Genomic DNA, 17690 nt, shown 5'->3' on the forward strand with positions numbered 1-17690 from the left:
GCGACCTTGGTGCCACCCCCGAGTGAGACCGGAGCCCGAGCGATGAGCGAGCTGTGACCCGTGCCGGACGGCACGCGGCCCCCGAGCTGGCGCGCCGGTACGTCCTCGGTGCCCGCCTCGGAGAGGGTGGGTCCGCCCAGGTGTTCCGGGCGATCGACACCCGGCTCGACCGGCCCGTGGCCGTCAAGCTCTTCCGGCTCGCGGACGCCGCGCCCGCGCAGGTCCGCCGCTACGCCGAGGAGGCCCGCGTCCTGGCGGAGCTCTCCCACCCCTCGCTCGTCGCCCTGCTGGACGTCGGTGCGGACGTCGTGCCGGGCACGGGGCCCGTCGCGTTCCTCGTGATGGAGCTGGTGGAGGGCAGGACGCTGCGCGAGGTCGTCGCCGACGGACCCCTCGACGCCGCCACCACCGCCGACATCGGTCACCAGCTGGCCCGGGGCCTGGCGCACGCGCACCGGGCCGGGGTCGTGCACCGCGACGTCAAGCCGTCGAACGTGCTGGTCGCGTCGTCGACGCCGGCCTCGGGACGCCGCGACGCCCCCGCCCTGCCGGTCGTGCTGGCGGACTTCGGGATCGCGGCCTCGGACCCCACCCAGCAGCCCGACGACCGCGCGACGGCCAGCTACCAGAGCCCCGAGCAGGCGCTCGGCGGACCGGTCGGGCCGGCGAGCGACATGTACTCGCTGGGCCTGGTGCTCCTCGAGTGCCTCACCGGGCGCCGGGCGTACCCGGGCGACCCCCTGACCGCGTCGTTGGCCCGGCTGCTGCACGGCCCCCGGATCACGGACGACGTGGACCGGGACTTCGCCGCGCTGCTGCGCGCGATGACGCGGCAGGACCCCTCGCAGCGCCCGACGATGGCGGCCGTGGCCGCCGAGCTGCGCGGACTGCGACGTCAGCGCGAGCGGACCCTGCGCGTCTCCTGAACCACGGCGGGGACACCGCCGACGGGCCGGTCACCGTGGACCGGCCCGGGGATGCACCTCAGGCGCGGCACGCCCCGACGGACCGCCGCGGTGCCGCAGGCTCCGCGGCGAGCGCGTCGGCGATCGTGTCGGCCCAGGCCGCGACCGCTGCCATGTCCCGGTGGTCGCCCTCGCGGGCGCGCCCGCCGGCGATGATCGCGCGCTCCGTGAACGTCAGCACCGAGCGGTCGAGCCGCCCGCGGAAGCTGCGGTGCGTGCGCGCCCCGATCCGCTCGCGCAGCGCCGCGATCTCGAGCGGGGAGTTCGCGGAGTTGGCCGGCTGCGTGGCCAGGCCAGACGAGAACGTCCAGACGGGCCGCGCGCGCAGCTCCTCGGCGCAGCGGTCGGCCAGGTCCCGGGCGGCCGGCAGCCAGTGCGCGGTGTAGACCGCGGACCCCAGGACCACCGCGTCGTGGTCCGCGACGGTCGCGACGTCCTCCGGGGCGCGCTGGTCCACCTCGTGACCGTGGTCGCGCAGCCGCTGCGCGAGCACCTCACCGATCTCCCAGGTGCCCTGGTGGCGGGACGCCACTGCCAGCAGGATCCGCATGGTCCCTCCCTCGCCGCACCGGCGGACCTCGCGCCCTCCGGTGCTCCATCGTCGCTGGCAGCAGCGCCGGGCACCTGGGCCGGAGGTCCCCAGACGCGGTCAGACGCCGGGTGATCCGTCGGCGGTCACGCCCCCGGGGTCGGGCAGCTCGTCCTGCGCGAGCCGCAGCCGGGTGCACAGCCGCTCGAGGGTCGCCAGCTCCTCGGTGTCGAGAGCGCCGCCCACGAGCGCGTCGATGGACCGCGCGTGGCGACGTCCGATCTCGCGCTGGAGCGCAAGCCCCGCGTCCGTGAGGTGCACGGCGGTCCCGCGCCGGTCCCCGGCGACCGGCTCCCGGCGCACCAGCCCCTCCGACTCGAGGCGGTCGACGAGGCGGGAGAGGCTGGGCTGCGTCAGCAGGCTCGAGCGGGCGAGCTCGCGCAGGCGCAGCGCGTGGCCCGGCGCTCGCGACAGCGTGTGGAGCACGTCGTACTCCTGCATGCTCCGCCCGCCCCAGACGTCGTCCCGGGCGAACCGCCGCACGAGCGTCACCTGGGCGCGGAACAGCGCCTCCCACGCGTCGACCGAGGCTCGCACGCGGCTCGCGGCGGCGCTGCCGCCGGTCGTGCGCTCGACGTCGTCGTCGGACATCGACGCGTCACCTCCCGTCCCCGGCCCACCGCCCGCCACGTCGGCTCCCCGGGCGGGCACGATCATGTCACCACGTGCGGTGGACGCGCCGTGGGGCCGCCGCACAGGGCCGTCCCCCGGGCCGTCTACCCTGGGGCGATGAGCGAGACCGCGACGACGTACCTCCTGGTGGACGGCGAGAACATCGACGCCACGCTCGGGTCCTCGATCCTCGGTGGCCGGCCCACGCCGGAGCAGCGGCCGCGGTGGGAGCGCGTCCTGAGCTTCGCGCAGCAGACGTGGGACCAGCCCGTCAAGGCGCTGTTCTTCCTCAACGCCTCCAACGGCAACCTGCCGATGTCGTTCGTCCAGGCGCTCACCGCCATCGGCTTCGTGCCGATCCCGCTGTCCGGCGAGTCGTACGAGAAGGTCGTCGACATCGGCATCAAGCGCACGCTCGACGCCATCGCCGACCGCGACGGCGACGTCATGCTCGCGAGCCACGACGGCGACTTCGCCCCGGAGCTGGCACAGCTGGTGGACGGCGAGCGTCGGGTGGGCCTGCTGGCGTTCCGTGAGTTCACGAGCCAGTCCCTGGCGAGCCTGACCGTGCGCGGGCTGGAGACGTTCGACCTCGAGACGGACGTCGCGGCGTTCAACGTGCAGCTGCCGCGGCTGCGGATCATCCCGCTCGAGGAGTTCGACCCGCTGCGCTACCTCTGACGGTCCGACGGCCGCGCCGGTTGCCCGGCGCGGCCGTCGTGCTGCGGGCCGACCTCGCGCTGCGGCGCGCGCCGCGCTCGGCGCGGCCGCGCGCGCTCAGCCCTCGCCGAACCCCTGCGTGAGGGCCTCGTCGATCGTCGAGCGCACGTGGTCGGCGTGGTACCCGTCGGGTGCCATGAACTCGATGCCGTGCGCGGTGCCGGAGACGTCGGTGACGATCGACGTCTTGTCGTTGCGCACGACGAGGGCGCTGTCGGCCGCGGGCACCTGCGGGTCGTCGGTCGACGAGAAGACCTGCAGCGGGCCGGTGAAGGCGTTCGCCTCGGCACGCGCATCGACCTCCCCGTACTGCGCGGGCGGGCTGAGCGCCACGACGGCGACGGCCCCGAGGTCGTCGGCCAGGCCCGCGGCGAGCGTGCCGCCGGCCGACGCACCGACGAACGCGACGTCCTGCGCACCGGTGGCGTGCAGCACGTCGAGCGCCGAGCGGAAGCCGGCCTCGCCCGAGGTACCCCAGTCGTAGGTCGCGACGAGGTACCCGGCACCGGCGAGCCGGGCGACCTCCGCGGACCACTGGCAGACGTCGCCGTCGACCTGCGGGGCGAGGAGGACGCCGCGGTCGCCCGCGCCCGCCCACGCGACCCCGGTGGCGGACTCCTCCGGACCGACGCGGGCGTAGGCGACCCCCTCCGAGAGGCACTCCGGCGCTTCGGCGGCGGCCATGACGACGGGGGCGCTCTCGAGCATGGTCGGCGTCTGGGCCGCGGCGGGCTCCCCCACCTCGCCGACCGGTGGCTCGGTGCCCGTCGAGCACGCGGCGAGCGCCGCGACCGTCAGGGCGGTCAGGGCGGCGAGGCGCGAGCCGGCGGGATGCGGACGGGTGGACGGGGTGACGGGTCGCAGACGCACACAGCGATTCCTAGGCGGATCCCGCGACCAGGACAAGACGGGCGACCTCGCCTAAACGTTTCGATGTGGATCGGCGGCGCGGCGCGCTAGCGTGGGCGCATGCCGACGCTGTTCACGCGCATCATCGACGGCGAGATCCCCGGGCGCTTCGTCTGGGCGGACGACCGGGCCGTGGTGCTGCTCACCATCGCACCGATCACCGCGGGCCACGCGCTCGTGGTGCCGCGGGCGGAGGTCGAGCAGCTCACGGACGCCCCCGACGACCTGCTGGCTCACCTCAGCGTGGTCGCCAAGACCGTCGGACTGGCCCAGCGGGCCGCCTGGGACGCCCCGCGCGCGGCGCTGCTCGTCGCGGGGTTCGAGATCCCGCACCTGCACCTGCACGTGCTGCCCGCCTGGGACGAGAGCAGCCTGTCGTTCGCCAACGCCCGCAGCGACGTGCCGCCCGCCGAGCTCGACGAGGCCGCCGAGCGCCTGCGCGACGCGCTGCGCGCCGCCGGCCACGGAGCCCACGTCCCCGCCGACCTGACGTCCCCGGCGCTCTGAGCGTGGCGGCGCCGCGCGCGGGTCCGCACCTGACGCCCGCCGGGCGGTCGCGCTGACCGCCCCGGCGCTGCGCGACCGGGAGCGGCAACGGGACCTGCGCATGGTGGCCCTGGCGCCGACGGTCCGCACGTTCCTGGCGACCGAGGCCGGCAGCGCCGTGGTGCTGCTCGCGGCGACCGCCGCGGCCCTCGCGTGGGCCAGCTCCCCCGCGCGCGACGCCTACACGGCCCTGTGGCACACCCCGGCCGGCCTGTCGTCGGCGACCTCGGCATCGAGCTCGACCTGCAGCACTGGGTGAACGACTTCGCGATGGCCGTGTTCTTCGCCAGCGGCTCCCGCTGTGCACGCCGCCGCGGCTGCCCCCGACGCTGCCGGACCTGCCGTGGCGGTCCGCCGGCTGAGGCCGCGGGTGCGGCCGGCCCGGACGGGCGGTCACGTCACCGGGTCGTCCGGCCCCCAGGTCGACAGCCGCAGGGTCCGCGCATCCGTCGCCGCGATCTGCTCGGCGTGCTCGCGCAGCGACGCGGGCGTGTCCGCACCGGCGCGCACGAAGCGCCCGGACAGCCCGTCGAGCTCGCCCGCCGCGAAGGCGAGGACCAGGTCGGCGACGTCCTGCGGCGACGTCCAGTCGGTCCGCCCGGTGTGCACCGGCATGGCGGCGGTCATGTCCGTCGCGACGACGCCCGGCGCCAGGTCCAGCACCCGCAGGCCCGCATCGGCGTACTGCCGGTGCAGCTGCGTGGTGAACCTCGCCAGCGCACCCTTGCTGATCGCGTAGCCGGTGTACGTCGGCAGGGCGCGGTGCCCGGAGCCGGAGTTGACGTTGAGCACCCGCCCGGCGCCGCGGGCCAGCATCCCGGGCAGCACGGCGTGCGTCACCAGCAGCGGCCCGCGCACGTTGGTCTCCACCACGCGCCAGACGTCCTCCACGTCGTCCGCCGCGAACGGCAGCTCGGCGCGCTCGATGACGCCGGCGTTGTTGACGAGCAGGCCGATCCCGCCCGCACCCGCCAGGCCGGTCTCGACGCGGCCCACCGCATCGGCCACCGCGGTGGCGTCGACCAGGTCGGCCGCCGCGACCGTGACCTGCGCGCCCAGCGCACGCGCCTCGTCCGCGACCTCCTCGAGCCGCTCCCGGGTGCGGGCCACCAGGCCCAGCGCGTAGCCCGCGCGCGCGAGTGCCAGGGCGAGCTCACGGCCGATGCCGCGGCCGGCGCCGGTGACCAGGGCGGTCCGCGGGACCGGTGCGGTCAGGGCAGGGGACGTCGTCGCGCTCACGCGCCCATCGTGGCCCACGGCGCGGCCGGCTGCCCCCGGCGGCGTGGGCGACGGTGCTCACACCGCGTCGACGACCTGACGCAGCGCCTCCAGCTCCACGCGGCCGCGGTACCGCACACCGTCGATGAGCAGGGTGGGCGTCCCCGGGACGTCGAGCTCGATACCCCCCTCGTAGTCCGCCTGCACGGCACGGGCGAACCGGTCCGCCGGCGGTCCCACGAGCTCGTCGGGCGCGAGGCCGACCTCCTGCGCGTACCGGCCGAGGTCCTCGTCGCTCAGCGCGTCCTGGTGGGCGAACAGCAGCCGCTGCATCTCCCAGAACCGTCCGTGGGCACCGGCCGCCTCGGCCGCGAGCGCCGCGGCCAGGGCGTGCGGGTGCACCTGGAACAACGGGAAGTGACGCCACACGAGGCGCACGCGCCCGCCGGACTCCTCGACCAGCCGACGCAGCACGGGCTCGGCGTCCCGGCAGTACGGGCACTCGAGGTCGCCGTACTCGACCACCGTGACGGGTGCGTCCGGGTCCCCCAGCACGTGACGGTCCGGGTCGGTGCTGACCACGACGGGCTCGGGAGACGTCATGCGGACAGCGTGCCGTGCGAGGTCCCCCGCCGCACGTCGTCAGCGACCCCGGGGCCGCAGGGGCGGGCTGGCGGTCCCCGCACCGGACGCGATGCCCGTGACGAGCTGGTGCAGGGCCTCGGCCGCGGTGGACCGCGGCCGCCACGCGAGCTCACGCTCGGCGCGGGTCGTGTCCAGCAGCGGGGCTGCCATGCCCATGTCGAGCCACCCGGGGCCGACCGGTACGGCACGCGCGTGCCACCCGGCGGCCAGCACGGTCCGCGCCGCGCGGACCGGAACCTCCCGCAGCCGGGCCCGCGCGACCAGGGCGGCCACGTCCGGCCCGCGCAGGACGCCGGGCGCCGCCAGGTTGAAGGCCCCGCGCGCCTGGTGCACCACCGCCTCGCGGAACGCGTCGGCGAGGTCGTCGGCCTGGACGGCCTGCAGGCGCAGCCCGCGGGGCCACGGCAGCACCGGCACCCGCCCGTCGAGCAGCCGCTCGGGCACGAACGGACCGAGGAAGTAGCGGGTGATCTCCCGGCCCGCGTCGTGCTGGAAGACCAGGGCGGGCCGCAGCCGTGCCACGCGCAGCGGCGTCTGCGCCTCGGTGCGGTCCAGCAGGGACTCGACGGCGGCCTTGTCGACGCTGTAGGACGACGACCGCACGCCGCCGGTCGGCCAGGACTCGTCACGCAGCGTGTCGTCGGGCGAGGGCGAGTAGGCGCCGACGGAGGACGCGGCGACCAGGTGCGGGACCCCGGCCTGCACGGCCGCCTGCACCACCCGGCGCGTGCCCACCACGTTGGTCGAGCGCAGGCGTGCGCGGTCGTGGCTGGGCTGGATCGCCCACGCCAGGTGCACCACGGCGTCGGCGCCCGCGAACGTGCGGGCGAGGTCCGTGACCACCCGTTCCTCGGCCTCGGGCGCCCCGATGTCGCACGCGACCCAGGTGGCGGCGTCGTACGGCGCGGGCGGCCGGGCCTGCGGTGTACGACGAGCGACGCCGACCACGGACGTCACCGTGGTGTCCGCGGCGAGCCGGCGCAGGACGGCCGTCCCCACGTTGCCGCTGGCACCGACCACCACGACCCTCACGCGTGCCCCCCGGTCCGGTCCGGCACGCTCACGCGAACGGGTCCAGGACGACCTTGATGCAGCCGTCCGCCTTGCGCTGGAAGACGTCGTACGCCTGCGGCCCCTGCTCGAGGGACACCCGGTGGGTGCGCAGGTCGGCCACCCCGAGGGGGTCCGCCGGGTCGGTGACCAGCGGCAGCAGGTCGTCGGACCACCGCCGCACGTTGGCCTGGCCGAACCGGAACGACAGCTGGCGGTCGAACACGTCCATCATGGGGAACGGGTCCAGCGCCCCGCCGTACACGCCGACGACCGACACGGTCGCACCGCGCCGCGCCACGCCGATGGCGGTCTGCAGCGCGGCCATGCGGTCGACGGCTGCCTTCTCGATGAGCGGCCGGGCCAGCGCGTCGGGCAGGAAGGCCGCCGCCCGCTGCCCCGCGGCGGCCACCGGTGAGCCGTGCGCCTCCATGCCGACGGCCTCGACGACCGCGTCGGCACCGCGCCCGTGGGTGCGCTCGCGCACGGCCTCCACGACGTCGTCCGTCCGTGCCGCGTCGATCACGTCCACGCCGTGGCGGGAGGCCATGAGCAGCCGCTCAGCCACGATGTCGATGCCGATCACCCGCTCGGCTCCCCGGTGCAGCGCGATGCGCGCCGCCATCTGACCGATCGGCCCGAGCCCCACGACGGCCACGGTCCCGCCCGGTGGCACGTCGGCGTAGGCGACGGCCTGCCACGCGGTGGGCAGCACGTCGGAGAGGTAGAGGTAGGTCTCGTCGGCGCGCCCGTCGTCGGGGACGACGACGGGTCCGTACTGGGCCTGGGGCACGCGCAGGTACTGCGCCTGCCCGCCGGGGACGCTGCCGTACAGGGAGGTGTAGCCGAACAGGGCCGCCCCCTTGCCGGTGGCGTGCACCTGCGTGGTCTCGCACTGGCTCTGCAGCCCCAGTGCGCACATGTGGCAGGTGCCGCACGCGATCCCGAACGGCACGACGACGCGGTCACCGACCTTCAGGCGACGCCCCGCCTCGGGTCCGACCTCCTCGACGATCCCCATGGCCTCGTGGCCCAGCACGTCGCCGGGTTGCAGGAACGCGCCGAGCACCGAGTACAGGTGCAGGTCGGACCCGCAGACGGCGGTCGACGTCACGCGGATCACGGCGTCGGTGGGCTCCTCGACCCGCGGGTCGGGAACGTCCTCGACCGACACGTGCTCGCGTCCCTGCCACGTCAGCGCCCGCACCTGCACCACCGTCCCGTCGCTCGTCCGCCGTGCCCCGCCGCCCGTGCGGGCCGCGGTGCGCCATGGGTCGTCCACGGTGGCACCCGACCGCCGGGCGCGCATCCGGAAGGGTCGCCTCGCCGGCCCGGACGTTCCCTCAGGCCTGCTCGGCGGCCATGGCCGCCAGCGTCGTCACCGTGCGCCAGTTGCGGGAGGTGCCTCCCGGCCCCGCGCGTCGGGCGAGGCGGGCGGCCAGCCGACTGCGGCCTATCCCGTCGGGCAGGTAGAGGTACAGCTCGCGGCCGACGGCGGCGAGGTCCTCGGGCGGCGTGACCTCGACGTCGGGCACCCGTGCCGGGACCGTGCCCGGCAGGAACACCACGTGGTGGTGGGTCGGGTCGTCGTCACGGGACAGGAACGGGTTGCCGGCGACGACGGCCCGCAGGTCGTCCCGGGTGCGCACGACCACGTCCGGACGGCACGGGAACGCGCCGGCGCACGCCGCCCGCAGCGCGGCCGCCACCTGCTCGGCGTCGTCGACGTCCGCGCTCAGCACCACGTTCCCGCTGTTCACGTACGTGCGCACGTCGCCGTAGCCCGCCTCGGCCACGACCCGGCGCAGGTCCGCCATCGGCACCCGGGTGGCACCGCCGACGTTCACCCCGCGCAGCAGCGCCACCATCACCGTCATCGCTCCCCCTGCGTCCGATCAGAACAGCGTGCCCGTGCCCGTCGCGACGCGGGCCTCGAGGGCCAGCAGCACGCGCTTGCGGTCCAGGCCGCCGGAGAACCCGGTGAGGGTGCCGTCGGCCCCGATCACGCGGTGGCACGGCACGACGATCGGCAGGTGGTTCGCCCCGTTGGCGGCACCCACCGCCCGGGCCGCCGTGCGCGGGTCGAGCCCGACCGCGGTGGCGAGCGCCCCGTACGTCGTCGTCGTGCCGTACGGGACCGACCGCAGGCCCTCCCAGACGCGCTGCCGGAACGCGCTGCCGCGGTAGCGCAGCGGCAGGTCGAACTCGCGTCGCGCACCGGCGAGGTAGCCGGTGAGCTGTCGGACGGCCTCGGCGAGCAACGGGTCGTCCCCGGGGTCGACCCGAGGTCCCAGCCCTGCGGTCGCCGCCGAGCCGTCGGCGTGCGGGAAGCGGACGTCCGTCACCGCACCGTCGGCGACACCGACCGCGACCGGCCCGAACGGTGCGGGCACCACCGCATGCACCACGCTCACCCCGCCATCATCTCCCCCACCGCCCACACCGCACCGGCGACGCGTCACGGGTACACCACGGCGAACCCGGCCCCGGCGAGCACCAGGGCAGGCACCAGCCACCGCGCGATGCCGCCGTGCTGCCGCCCGTACCGGCCGAGGACGACGAACGTGAGGACACCGGCTGACACGAACACGACCGCGTGGCCCACGTACCCGAGGAGCGCGAGGTACACCACGACCGCCTCGGCCCACCACGCGGCGACCAGGACCGCGCCGCCGAGCCCGCGCCCCCGCCGCGTCGACGGGCCGTCGTCGTGCCCGTCCCGCCGCCACGACCACCCGGCCACGGCGCCGACGCCACCACCCGGCAGCGCGCAGACCAGCCAGAACAGGACCCAGCTGCTGCTGGTGCCGAACCCCCGCAGGTGGGACGTGAGGTAGTACCCCGCGACCTCACCGAGGCACGCGAGCACGCCGGCGACGAGCGCCCACCCCCAGCGCCGGGTGAGGGCCCCCAGGACGAAGGGGACCACCAGCCACGGCGTGACGGCGTTCGCCAGGCCTCCGAGGGGCCCCGGCAGCACGGTCTGCCCGAACGACGTGAGCACACCGGCGGTGAGTCCCACGGGCACCGCGAGCGCGACAGCGACGAACCCGGGCAGACGTCCACGGCCGGCGGCCGTCTCGAGGGCGTGGTGCCCGGTCGGCGCGGCGGGTGCGGGCAGGGGTTTCGCGGGCACGGTGGGGGTCGCAGGCACGGGTCCAGCCTGGTCGCCCTCCAGCCGGTCCCGCGTCCGCCTGCCGGTGGGGTCCGTGGTCGGCCGGTCCTCCCCCGGTGGGACCGCACCGCGGGTGCGTGGTCGGCCCGCCGCAGCGGGCGGCGAGCCGCCTCGCGACCCGGGGGCGCGCACGCCGTGACCTGCGCCGACCGCGCCCGGAAGCAAGCCGGTCCCGCTCCCCCGTGGGAGGAGCGGGACCTGGCGGGAGAGCCGTCTCGCCGGCACGAGGCGTGGCGCGCTCCCGGACCCCGGAGGGCCGGTCCGGCTCTCGCCGGACCCGGTGCTGCTGCGGGTCCGGGGCAGGGCCCCGTACCTGCGGGTGGCCGCTCGCGGTGTGGGGCCACGATCGGCTGCTGACCCGAGCATCGCACCCGTGTGTGACCGGCGCATCTCGAACGTGCGACCAGTTCGCTACCGGGTCTTTGCCGTGGCCGCGTCGGGGTCGACTCCGGCCCCACGACGCCGGGCGCCGCCGACCGCCTGGCCGTCCGGTGGTTCGGCCTCGGGGACGATCTCGCGGCGGTGCACAGCACGCTCGGCGACGACCCGACGCTGGGCCTGCTGCTGGCGGCGCGCCCGCACCTGCGTGTACCGGGCCATCCCGACGGGTTCGAGGCGGCGGTCCAGGGGGTGCTCACGCAGCGGGTCTCGCTGGGAGCGGGCCGCACCACCGGTGGTCGCCTCGCCGAGGCCTGGGGACGGTCGCACGCGTCCGGTCTGCGGACCTACCCCCACCCCGAGGACCTCGCCGCGACCGACCCCGTGACGCTGCAGGCAGTGCTGCGGGTCCCGCACGCCCGGGCACGTGCGGTGCACGGCCTCGCCGTCGCAGGCGCGCAGGGCCTCCGGCTCGAGCCCGGCACCCGCACGCTGCTCGCCGACCGGGTCGCGCTGTCCACGGCGGACGTCGATCTACGCGCCGGAGCGCGCACCCGCCGTCGAGGAAGGGCCCGCCACGTTCCTCGACGGCCTCGACACCGGGTGGACCGCCTTCGTGGCCACCGTCCGCGGCGTCCTCGTCGTGGTCGGCGTCCTGCTGCCCTGGCTGGTCGTCGCGGGGCTCGCCACCGCCGCCGTGCCGCTGTGGCGGCGGCGCCGTACGGTGGAGCTGGCGACGTCGGCGAGCGACGGCACGACGCCGCCGGACGGACCCGGAACGCTCGGCCGAGCGCCCCGCAGGCCCGAAGGTCCCTGTCGGGGTCACGTCGGACGGTCGTAATCTCCTGGCAAAGGACAGACCGGCACCGCATCTGCGGGGACGGCTGTCCGCCGGGTAGCGCCTCATGGGCGGCCACGCCCGGTCCCCGAGGCGAAGGAGCTGCCATGAGCGTCACCGTGACCGGTCCCCTGGCGGACGTGTCTCTTGCACCCGAGGTGCGAGCCGCCCTGGAGGCGAGCCCGCGCCTGGTGATCCCCGCGACGCGCGAGGAGCTGTACCAGCTGGCGCTGGGCCCCGAGGGCGGCCCGGTGTTCACCGTCGAGTACGACGTGAACGGCGAGATGGTGCCGGAGGCGACGGTCACCCGCTGCCGCAACGGCGTCGCCGTGAACTACCCCGAGGACTACATGCGCCGGCGCGACCCGGACTGCATGCGGATCGCGGACGACCTGCCCACCGACAAGCCGCGCTACCGCGACGTCTTCGACGCGGAGTTCGACCCCACCCGCACCGAGACGCTCGAGTGGCTCGGCACGCAGGAGCTCGTCGTCGTGCCGTTCAAGGCCGGTGGCCCGCGCTTCGGCTACCCCTCGCTGGCGATCGTGCCGCTGAACAGCGCGTTCTTCGCCCTCACGCTCGTGGACCTGCAGGGCTGGGTGACGTTCGACGAGATCGGCCCGTTCACGCCGCGCTCGATCCTCTACGTCGCGCCGCCGTTCCGGCACACGCACTTCGGCGGCCGGCAGGTCGTCGTGCACAACCGCTCCACGACGCTGCACGAGGTGTGGGCCTACAACCTGTACCCGGGGCCGAGCGCCAAGAAGGGCGTCTTCTCGGTGCTGCTCGACATCGGCGAGCAGGAGGGCTGGCTCACCGCGCACGCCTCGAGCGTCCGGGTGACCACGCCGTACGAGAACGAGACCGTCATCATGCACGAGGGCGCCTCGGGCGGCGGCAAGTCCGAGATGTGCCAGGAGATCCGCCGCGAGGACGACGGCCGCATCCTCGTCGGCACCAACGTCGTGCGCGACGAGCCGTACCACATCACCCTCGGCGAGACGTCGGCGCTGGCTCCGGTGACCGACGACATGACGCTGTGCCACCCGTCGGTGCAGAAGGGCAACGGCCGGCTGGTCGTCGCCGACGCCGAGGACGGCTGGTTCGTGCGCGTCGACAACCTCACGCACTACGGCGAGGACCCGGCGTTCGAGAAGGCCGTCATCCAGCCCGACGAGCCTCTGCTCTTCCTGTCGATCGACGGCGTCGCCGACGCGACCGCCCTGCCGTGGGAGCACACGCTCGACTCCAACGGCAAGCGGTGCCCGAACCCGCGCGTCGTGATCCCCCGGCGATTCGTCAAGAACGTCATCAGCGAGCCGAAGGAGGTCGACGTCCGCACGTTCGGCGTCCGGATGCCGCTGTGCACACGGGACAACCCGACCTACGGGATCATGGGGATGATGCACCTGATCCCGCCGTCGCTGGCGTGGGTGTGGCGCCTCATCGCCCCGCGCGGGGACAAGAACCCGTCCATCGGCGAGAGCAAGGACGTCAAGAAGGCCCTCAAGCACGGCGGCATGGTCGCCGAGGGTGTCGGGTCGTACTGGCCGTTCTCGACGGGCACCAAGGTGGCCGCGGCGAACCTCCTGCTGCGCCAGATCGCCGAGAACGACCGCACCCGCTACGTGCTGACCCCCAACCAGCACATCGGGGCCTACAAGGTCGGGTTCTCCGCCGAGTGGCTCACCCGCGAGTACCTCGCCCGCCGCGGTGGCGGTCGCATCCTGCGCGACCAGCTGACCCCCGCGCGGTGCGCGCTGTTCGGGTACCGGCCCAAGGAGATCAAGCTCGACGGGCAGCAGATCCGCCCGACGCTGCTGCAGCCCGAGTACCAGTCCCAGGTCGGCGTCGAGGCGTACGACACGGGCGCGAAGATCCTCACGGACTTCTTCCGCGCCGAGCTCGAGCAGTTCCTGACCGACGACCTGGACCCCCTGGGCCGCCGGATCATCGAGCTGGTCCTGCGCGGCGGCACCGTCGAGGAGTTCGACGAGCTGACCCCGATGTACGTCTGACCGACCCGACCCCGAGCACCGGGGCCGCACCCCCCAGCGGGGTGCGGCCCCGCTGCTGTGTCGCCCTGCGTCCCGCCGTGTCACGATGCGAGGAGCGGAGCGCGGCCCTGCCACACCGAGGTGACGCATGACGAGCACGGCACACGACGACCCTCCGCACCACGCCGCCGCCGACCAGGAGCACGGGGGCGGCGACCGCCCGTACGCGCAGGACGCGTCCGAGGTGCTCGCCCGGCTCGGCACCACGGCCGACGGGCTCTCGTCCGCCGAGGCCGACGCGCGGCTGGCGAGGGTCGGCCCCAACCGGCTGCCGACGCCGCCGCGACCGGGCGCCCTGGTGCGTCTCCTGCGCCACTTCGACGACGTCCTCATCTACATCCTGCTCGCCGCGGCGGTGCTCAAGGCGTTCCTCGGCGACTGGGTCGACTTCACGGTCATCCTGGTCGTCGCCGTGGTCAACGCGCTGGTCGGGTTCCTGCAGGAGGGGCAGGCGGAGCGCGCGCTGGACGGCATCCGCACGATGCTGTCGCTGTCGGCCACGGTGCGCCGCGACGGGCAGTGGACCGACGTGGACTCCCAGACGCTCGTGCCCGGTGACGTCGTGCGCGTGCGGTCGGGCGACAAGGTCCCGGCCGACGTGCGCCTCGTCGAGGCGACGAACCTGCAGGTGGACGAGTCCGCCCTGACCGGGGAGTCCGTGCCCGCGGCCAAGGACGTCGCCCCGGTGGGGCCCGACGCGGGCGTCGGGGACCGCGCCAGCATGCTGTTCTCCGGCACGATCGTCGCGGCCGGCACCGGCCTGGGGGTCGTGACCGGGACGGGGGCGGCGACCGAGATCGGGCGCATCCAGTCGCTGATCGCGGACGTCGACCACCTGCAGACGCCGCTCAAGCGCCAGCTCACGCGCCTGGGCACGCTGCTGTCCCGGGCGATCCTCGTCATGGCGTTCGCGATGCTCGTGATCGGACGCGTGGTCCACGACTTCGCCCTGCCGGACCTCGTCTCGGCGGCGATCGGGTTCGCCGTGGCCGCGGTGCCGGAGGGCCTGCCCGCCCTGGTGACGATCACGCTCGCGCTCGGCGTGCAGCAGATGGCCCGGCGCCACGCGATCACCCGCAAGCTGCCGGCGGTCGAGGCCCTGGGGTCGGTCACCACCATCTGCTCGGACAAGACCGGGACGCTGACGAAGAACGAGATGACCGCCCGCACGGTGGTCACCGCCGAGCACCGGTACGACGTGGAGGGCCTGGGGTACGAGCCGACCGGGGGCGTGACGCTGGACGGGTCCCCCGCGAGCATCGCCACGCACCCCGACCTGGCGGCGCTGGTGCGCGCGGGCGCCCTGTGCAACGACGCCCGCGTGGTCGCGGACGACGACGGCCGCTGGGGCATCGTCGGTCAGCCCACCGAGGGAGCGCTGCGCACGCTGGCGCTCAAGACGGACGCCCGCACCGACGACGCCCGGCGGGTCGCCGTGGTGCCCTTCGAGTCCGCGAACAAGCTGTCCGCGACGCTCGACGAGCTGCCCGACGGCAGCCGGCGCGTGCACGTCGTCGGCGCGCCGGACCGGCTGCTGGACCGCGCGACCACGCAGCGCGGCCCGTCGGGCACGGCGGTGCCGCTGGACCGCGAGCGCTGGGAGCACGCCGTCGAGGAGCTGGGCGGGCAGGGTCTGCGGGTCCTCGCCGCGGCCGAGCGCCCCGCGGCACCCGGCACGACGACGCTCGAGCTGGACGGCGTGGACACGGGCCTGACCTTCCTCGGCCTCGTGGGCATCGTCGACCCGCCACGGCCCGAGGCCGTCGCGGCGATCGCCGACTGCCACCGCGCGGGCATCGCGGTGAAGATGATCACGGGCGACCACGCGGGCACGGCCGTGGCGATCGCCCGCGAGCTCGGCATCGTGCGGCACGGCGAGGAGGTCACCGCGCTCACCGGCGCCGAGCTCGAGGCGATGAGCCAGGAGCAGCTGCGCACGCGCGTCCGGGACGTCGACGTGTACGCCCGCACCAGCCCGGAGCACAAGATCCGGATCGTGCGCGCACTGCAGTCGCACCACGAGGTCGTGGCGATGACGGGCGACGGGGTCAACGACGCGCCCGCGCTGACCCGGGCCGACATCGGCATCGCGATGGGCATCAAGGGCACCGAGGCGACCAAGGAGGCCGCGGAGATCGTCCTGGCGGACGACAACTTCGCGACAATCGAGCGGGCCGTCGAGGAAGGGCGGCGGATCTACGACAACATCCGCAAGTCCGTCGTCTTCCTGCTGCCCACCAACGGCGCCCAGTCGCTGGTGATCCTCGTCGCCGTGCTGTTCGGGCTGGCGCTGCCGCTGACCCCCGTGCAGATCCTGTGGGTCAACCTGGTCACCGCGATCACGTTGTCGCTGGCCCTGGCGTACGAGCCCGCGGAGCCCGGGATCATGGAACGGCCACCCCGCTCGCCGAAGGAGTCGGTGCTGTCGCGCCCCTCGCTCGTGGTCGTCGTGTGGGCCTCGCTGCTCATCGGCGGCACGACGCTGGCCGTGTACCTGATCGAGAAGGACCTGGGGGCGAGCGACGGCATCGCGCAGACGTCGGCCGTGACGATGCTCGCGCTCGGGCAGACGGCCTTCCTCTTCTCGTGCCGGTTCCTCAACGGCTCGTCGCTGACGTGGCGGGTGCTCACCGGCAACCGGGTCGTGTGGATCGCCATCGGCTCGCTCGCCGTGCTGCAGGTGGTGTTCACCTACGCGCCCTTCATGCACTCCTGGTTCGGGTCCGCGCCGATCGGCGGGCGCGACTGGGGCCTGACGGCCGCGTTCGCGGTGGGTGTCTTCCTGCTGTGCGAGGTCGGCAAGGCGGTCGCGCGGCGCGTGCGGTGAGCGACGGCCAGCGCTGCGGCTGCCGCGGCGACGACCAGCGCGGCGGGCAGCGGCAGCCCCTCCGTGCCCCGGCCCGAGACGACGGCACTGCCGGCCGCGGCACCCGTGGCGACGCCGAGGTTGAGGACGACCGGGACGAGCGCTCCGGCGACCGCCCGCCACCGCAGCCCGGCGGCGAGCATGACGTCCGTCTGCGTGAGCGGGGGCAGCGCGCCGCTCGCGACGCCCCACAGCACGAGGACGGGGACCGCGGCGGCGGGCGGCTGCGCGACGACGAGGAGCCCGAGGCCGAGGGCCGTCCCGGCCGCGGCGACCGCGAGCGCCGCGCCGACCCGTACCACCGGGACACGTCCCGCGAGCACGACGCCGCCGGCGGACGCGATGCCGAGCACGAGCAGCAGCGTCACCGTGCCCCCGGGCGTCGCGGCCGCGGCCGGCGCGACGAGGGCGGTCACGAAGGTGTAGCCGGCGTAGTGGCCGACGAGGACGAGCGCGGTGAGGACGAGCGTCACGACGACCGGGAGCAGGGCACCCCCGTCGCCCTCCGCGTCGTCGGTTCCTGCGGTCGTCGCCGCCGGGGTGCGGACGACGACCCGGGTGGCGACGGCCACGACGGCGGCGAGCCCGGCGAGCACCCCGGACGCGGTGCGCCATCCGACGGTCGTGGCGGCGAACCCTGCGAGCGGCACGCCGAGCGCGCCGCCGACGGTCGCCCCGGCGAGCACGATCGCGATCGCGGAGGGCATCCGGTCGCGGGGCACGAGGTCGGCCGTGAGCGGCACGACGCTCGCCCACAGCAGACCGCACGCCGCGGCACCGAGCAGCCGGGCCGCGAGCACCGGCAGGTAGGCGTCGGCGAGTGCGGTGAGCGCGCCCGAGAGCGCGAGCACCGCCATGGCGGCGACGACGACGTCGCGCCGTGGCCACCGCGCGGTGAGGCGCACGAGCGGGATCGAGAGCACGACGACGGTGAGCGCCCACAGCGAGACGAGCAGCCCGATGCGGCCGGGCCCGACACCGAGGTCCGCGCCCATCTGCGGAAGCACCGCCATCGGCACCATCTCCGCGGTCACCATGACGAACGTGCCGGCGGCCAGGACGAGGAGCGGGCGTGTGGTCTGCATCACACGACGGTAAAGTCTGACATCAGTGTGAAGGTCA

General features: G+C 75.2%; 18 protein-coding genes and 1 pseudogene. 7 read left to right on the plus strand and 12 right to left on the minus strand.

Annotated elements, in window-relative coordinates:
• Positions 1-53 precede the first annotated feature (53 nt).
• The gene (locus KG103_RS12135) at positions 54-926 is read left to right on the plus strand and encodes a serine/threonine-protein kinase (protein WP_207340912.1); all 873 of its coding nucleotides are present in this window, start codon (positions 54-56) and stop codon (positions 924-926) included.
• Positions 927-984: 58 nt separating this feature from the next.
• On the opposite strand, the gene KG103_RS12140 is transcribed toward KG103_RS12135, so the two are convergent.
• Both KG103_RS12140 and KG103_RS12145 read right to left on the minus strand, forming a co-directional pair.
• Positions 985-1515, minus strand: a complete 531-nt coding sequence (locus KG103_RS12140; RefSeq protein WP_207340911.1) for a flavodoxin domain-containing protein — start codon at positions 1513-1515, stop codon at positions 985-987.
• Between the two features lie 99 nt (positions 1516-1614).
• A complete protein-coding gene (locus KG103_RS12145) occupies positions 1615-2145 on the minus strand; it encodes a MarR family winged helix-turn-helix transcriptional regulator (RefSeq protein WP_207340910.1) in 531 nt (176 codons plus the stop codon).
• Between the two features lie 138 nt (positions 2146-2283).
• On the opposite strand from KG103_RS12145, the gene KG103_RS12150 reads away from it, so the two are divergent.
• Positions 2284-2847, plus strand: a complete 564-nt coding sequence (locus KG103_RS12150; protein ID WP_207340909.1) for an NYN domain-containing protein — start codon at positions 2284-2286, stop codon at positions 2845-2847.
• 96 nt (positions 2848-2943) lie between these two features.
• Here the strand turns inward: KG103_RS12150 and KG103_RS12155 are convergent, their stop codons facing one another.
• Positions 2944-3756: an alpha/beta hydrolase gene (locus tag KG103_RS12155; RefSeq protein ID WP_207340908.1), complete on the minus strand. Its 813-nt coding sequence runs from the start codon at positions 3754-3756 to the stop codon at positions 2944-2946.
• A gap of 99 nt (positions 3757-3855) precedes the next feature.
• On the opposite strand from KG103_RS12155, the gene KG103_RS12160 reads away from it, so the two are divergent.
• Together KG103_RS12160 and KG103_RS12165 are read left to right on the plus strand one after the other, a co-directional pair.
• Positions 3856-4302 (plus strand): HIT family protein, encoded by a 447-nt coding sequence (locus tag KG103_RS12160; protein WP_207340907.1) that lies wholly within the window; start codon positions 3856-3858, stop codon positions 4300-4302.
• A 100-nt stretch (positions 4303-4402) separates the two neighbouring features.
• Complete coding sequence (locus KG103_RS12165; RefSeq protein WP_242636030.1) at positions 4403-4600, plus strand: Na+/H+ antiporter NhaA; 198 nt, start codon at positions 4403-4405, stop codon at positions 4598-4600.
• A 134-nt stretch (positions 4601-4734) separates the two neighbouring features.
• Here the strand turns inward: KG103_RS12165 and KG103_RS12170 are convergent, their stop codons facing one another.
• The 8 genes from KG103_RS12170 to KG103_RS12205 form a co-directional block, all read right to left on the minus strand.
• Entirely contained in the window at positions 4735-5580 is an 846-nt protein-coding gene (locus KG103_RS12170; RefSeq protein ID WP_207340906.1) for an SDR family NAD(P)-dependent oxidoreductase, read from the minus strand.
• A 57-nt stretch (positions 5581-5637) separates the two neighbouring features.
• A complete protein-coding gene (locus KG103_RS12175) occupies positions 5638-6162 on the minus strand; it encodes a DsbA family protein (protein ID WP_207340905.1) in 525 nt (174 codons plus the stop codon).
• Positions 6163-6201: 39 nt separating this feature from the next.
• A complete protein-coding gene (locus KG103_RS12180) occupies positions 6202-7236 on the minus strand; it encodes an NAD-dependent epimerase/dehydratase family protein (protein WP_207340904.1) in 1035 nt (344 codons plus the stop codon).
• A gap of 28 nt (positions 7237-7264) precedes the next feature.
• Entirely contained in the window at positions 7265-8461 is a 1197-nt protein-coding gene (locus KG103_RS12185) for an alcohol dehydrogenase catalytic domain-containing protein (RefSeq protein WP_207341237.1), read from the minus strand.
• Positions 8462-8597: 136 nt separating this feature from the next.
• On the minus strand, positions 8598-9131 hold the full coding sequence (locus KG103_RS12190) for a DUF1697 domain-containing protein (protein ID WP_207340903.1): 534 nt from the start codon (positions 9129-9131) through the stop codon (positions 8598-8600).
• Between the two features lie 18 nt (positions 9132-9149).
• Positions 9150-9668, minus strand: coding sequence for a methylated-DNA--[protein]-cysteine S-methyltransferase (locus KG103_RS12195; RefSeq protein WP_207340902.1), 519 nt, complete (start codon positions 9666-9668; stop codon positions 9150-9152).
• 44 nt (positions 9669-9712) lie between these two features.
• On the minus strand, positions 9713-10408 hold the full coding sequence (locus KG103_RS12200; RefSeq protein WP_207340901.1) for a DUF6518 family protein: 696 nt from the start codon (positions 10406-10408) through the stop codon (positions 9713-9715).
• Positions 10409-10840: 432 nt separating this feature from the next.
• On the minus strand, positions 10841-11137 hold the full coding sequence (locus KG103_RS12205; RefSeq protein ID WP_207340900.1) for a hypothetical protein: 297 nt from the start codon (positions 11135-11137) through the stop codon (positions 10841-10843).
• 97 nt (positions 11138-11234) lie between these two features.
• Between KG103_RS12205 and KG103_RS12210 the strand changes: the two genes are divergently transcribed.
• The 3 genes from KG103_RS12210 to KG103_RS12220 all read left to right on the plus strand — a co-directional run bounded on the left by KG103_RS12210 (position 11235) and on the right by KG103_RS12220 (position 16529).
• On the plus strand, positions 11235-11648 hold the full coding sequence (locus tag KG103_RS12210) for a DUF4349 domain-containing protein (protein ID WP_207340899.1): 414 nt from the start codon (positions 11235-11237) through the stop codon (positions 11646-11648).
• Between the two features lie 104 nt (positions 11649-11752).
• A complete protein-coding gene (locus KG103_RS12215) occupies positions 11753-13663 on the plus strand; it encodes a DUF4914 family protein (protein ID WP_207340898.1) in 1911 nt (636 codons plus the stop codon).
• A gap of 127 nt (positions 13664-13790) precedes the next feature.
• A complete protein-coding gene (locus KG103_RS12220) occupies positions 13791-16529 on the plus strand; it encodes a cation-translocating P-type ATPase (RefSeq protein ID WP_207340897.1) in 2739 nt (912 codons plus the stop codon).
• Positions 16530-16690: 161 nt separating this feature from the next.
• Here KG103_RS12220 and KG103_RS18880 read toward each other — a convergent pair.
• Positions 16691-17653, minus strand: a pseudogene (locus tag KG103_RS18880) (MFS transporter); the annotation flags it as partial.
• Positions 17654-17690: the final 37 nt, after the last annotated feature.

This window comes from Cellulomonas wangleii (assembly GCF_018388445.1).
Classification (GTDB): Bacteria; Actinomycetota; Actinomycetes; order Actinomycetales; family Cellulomonadaceae; genus Cellulomonas; species Cellulomonas wangleii.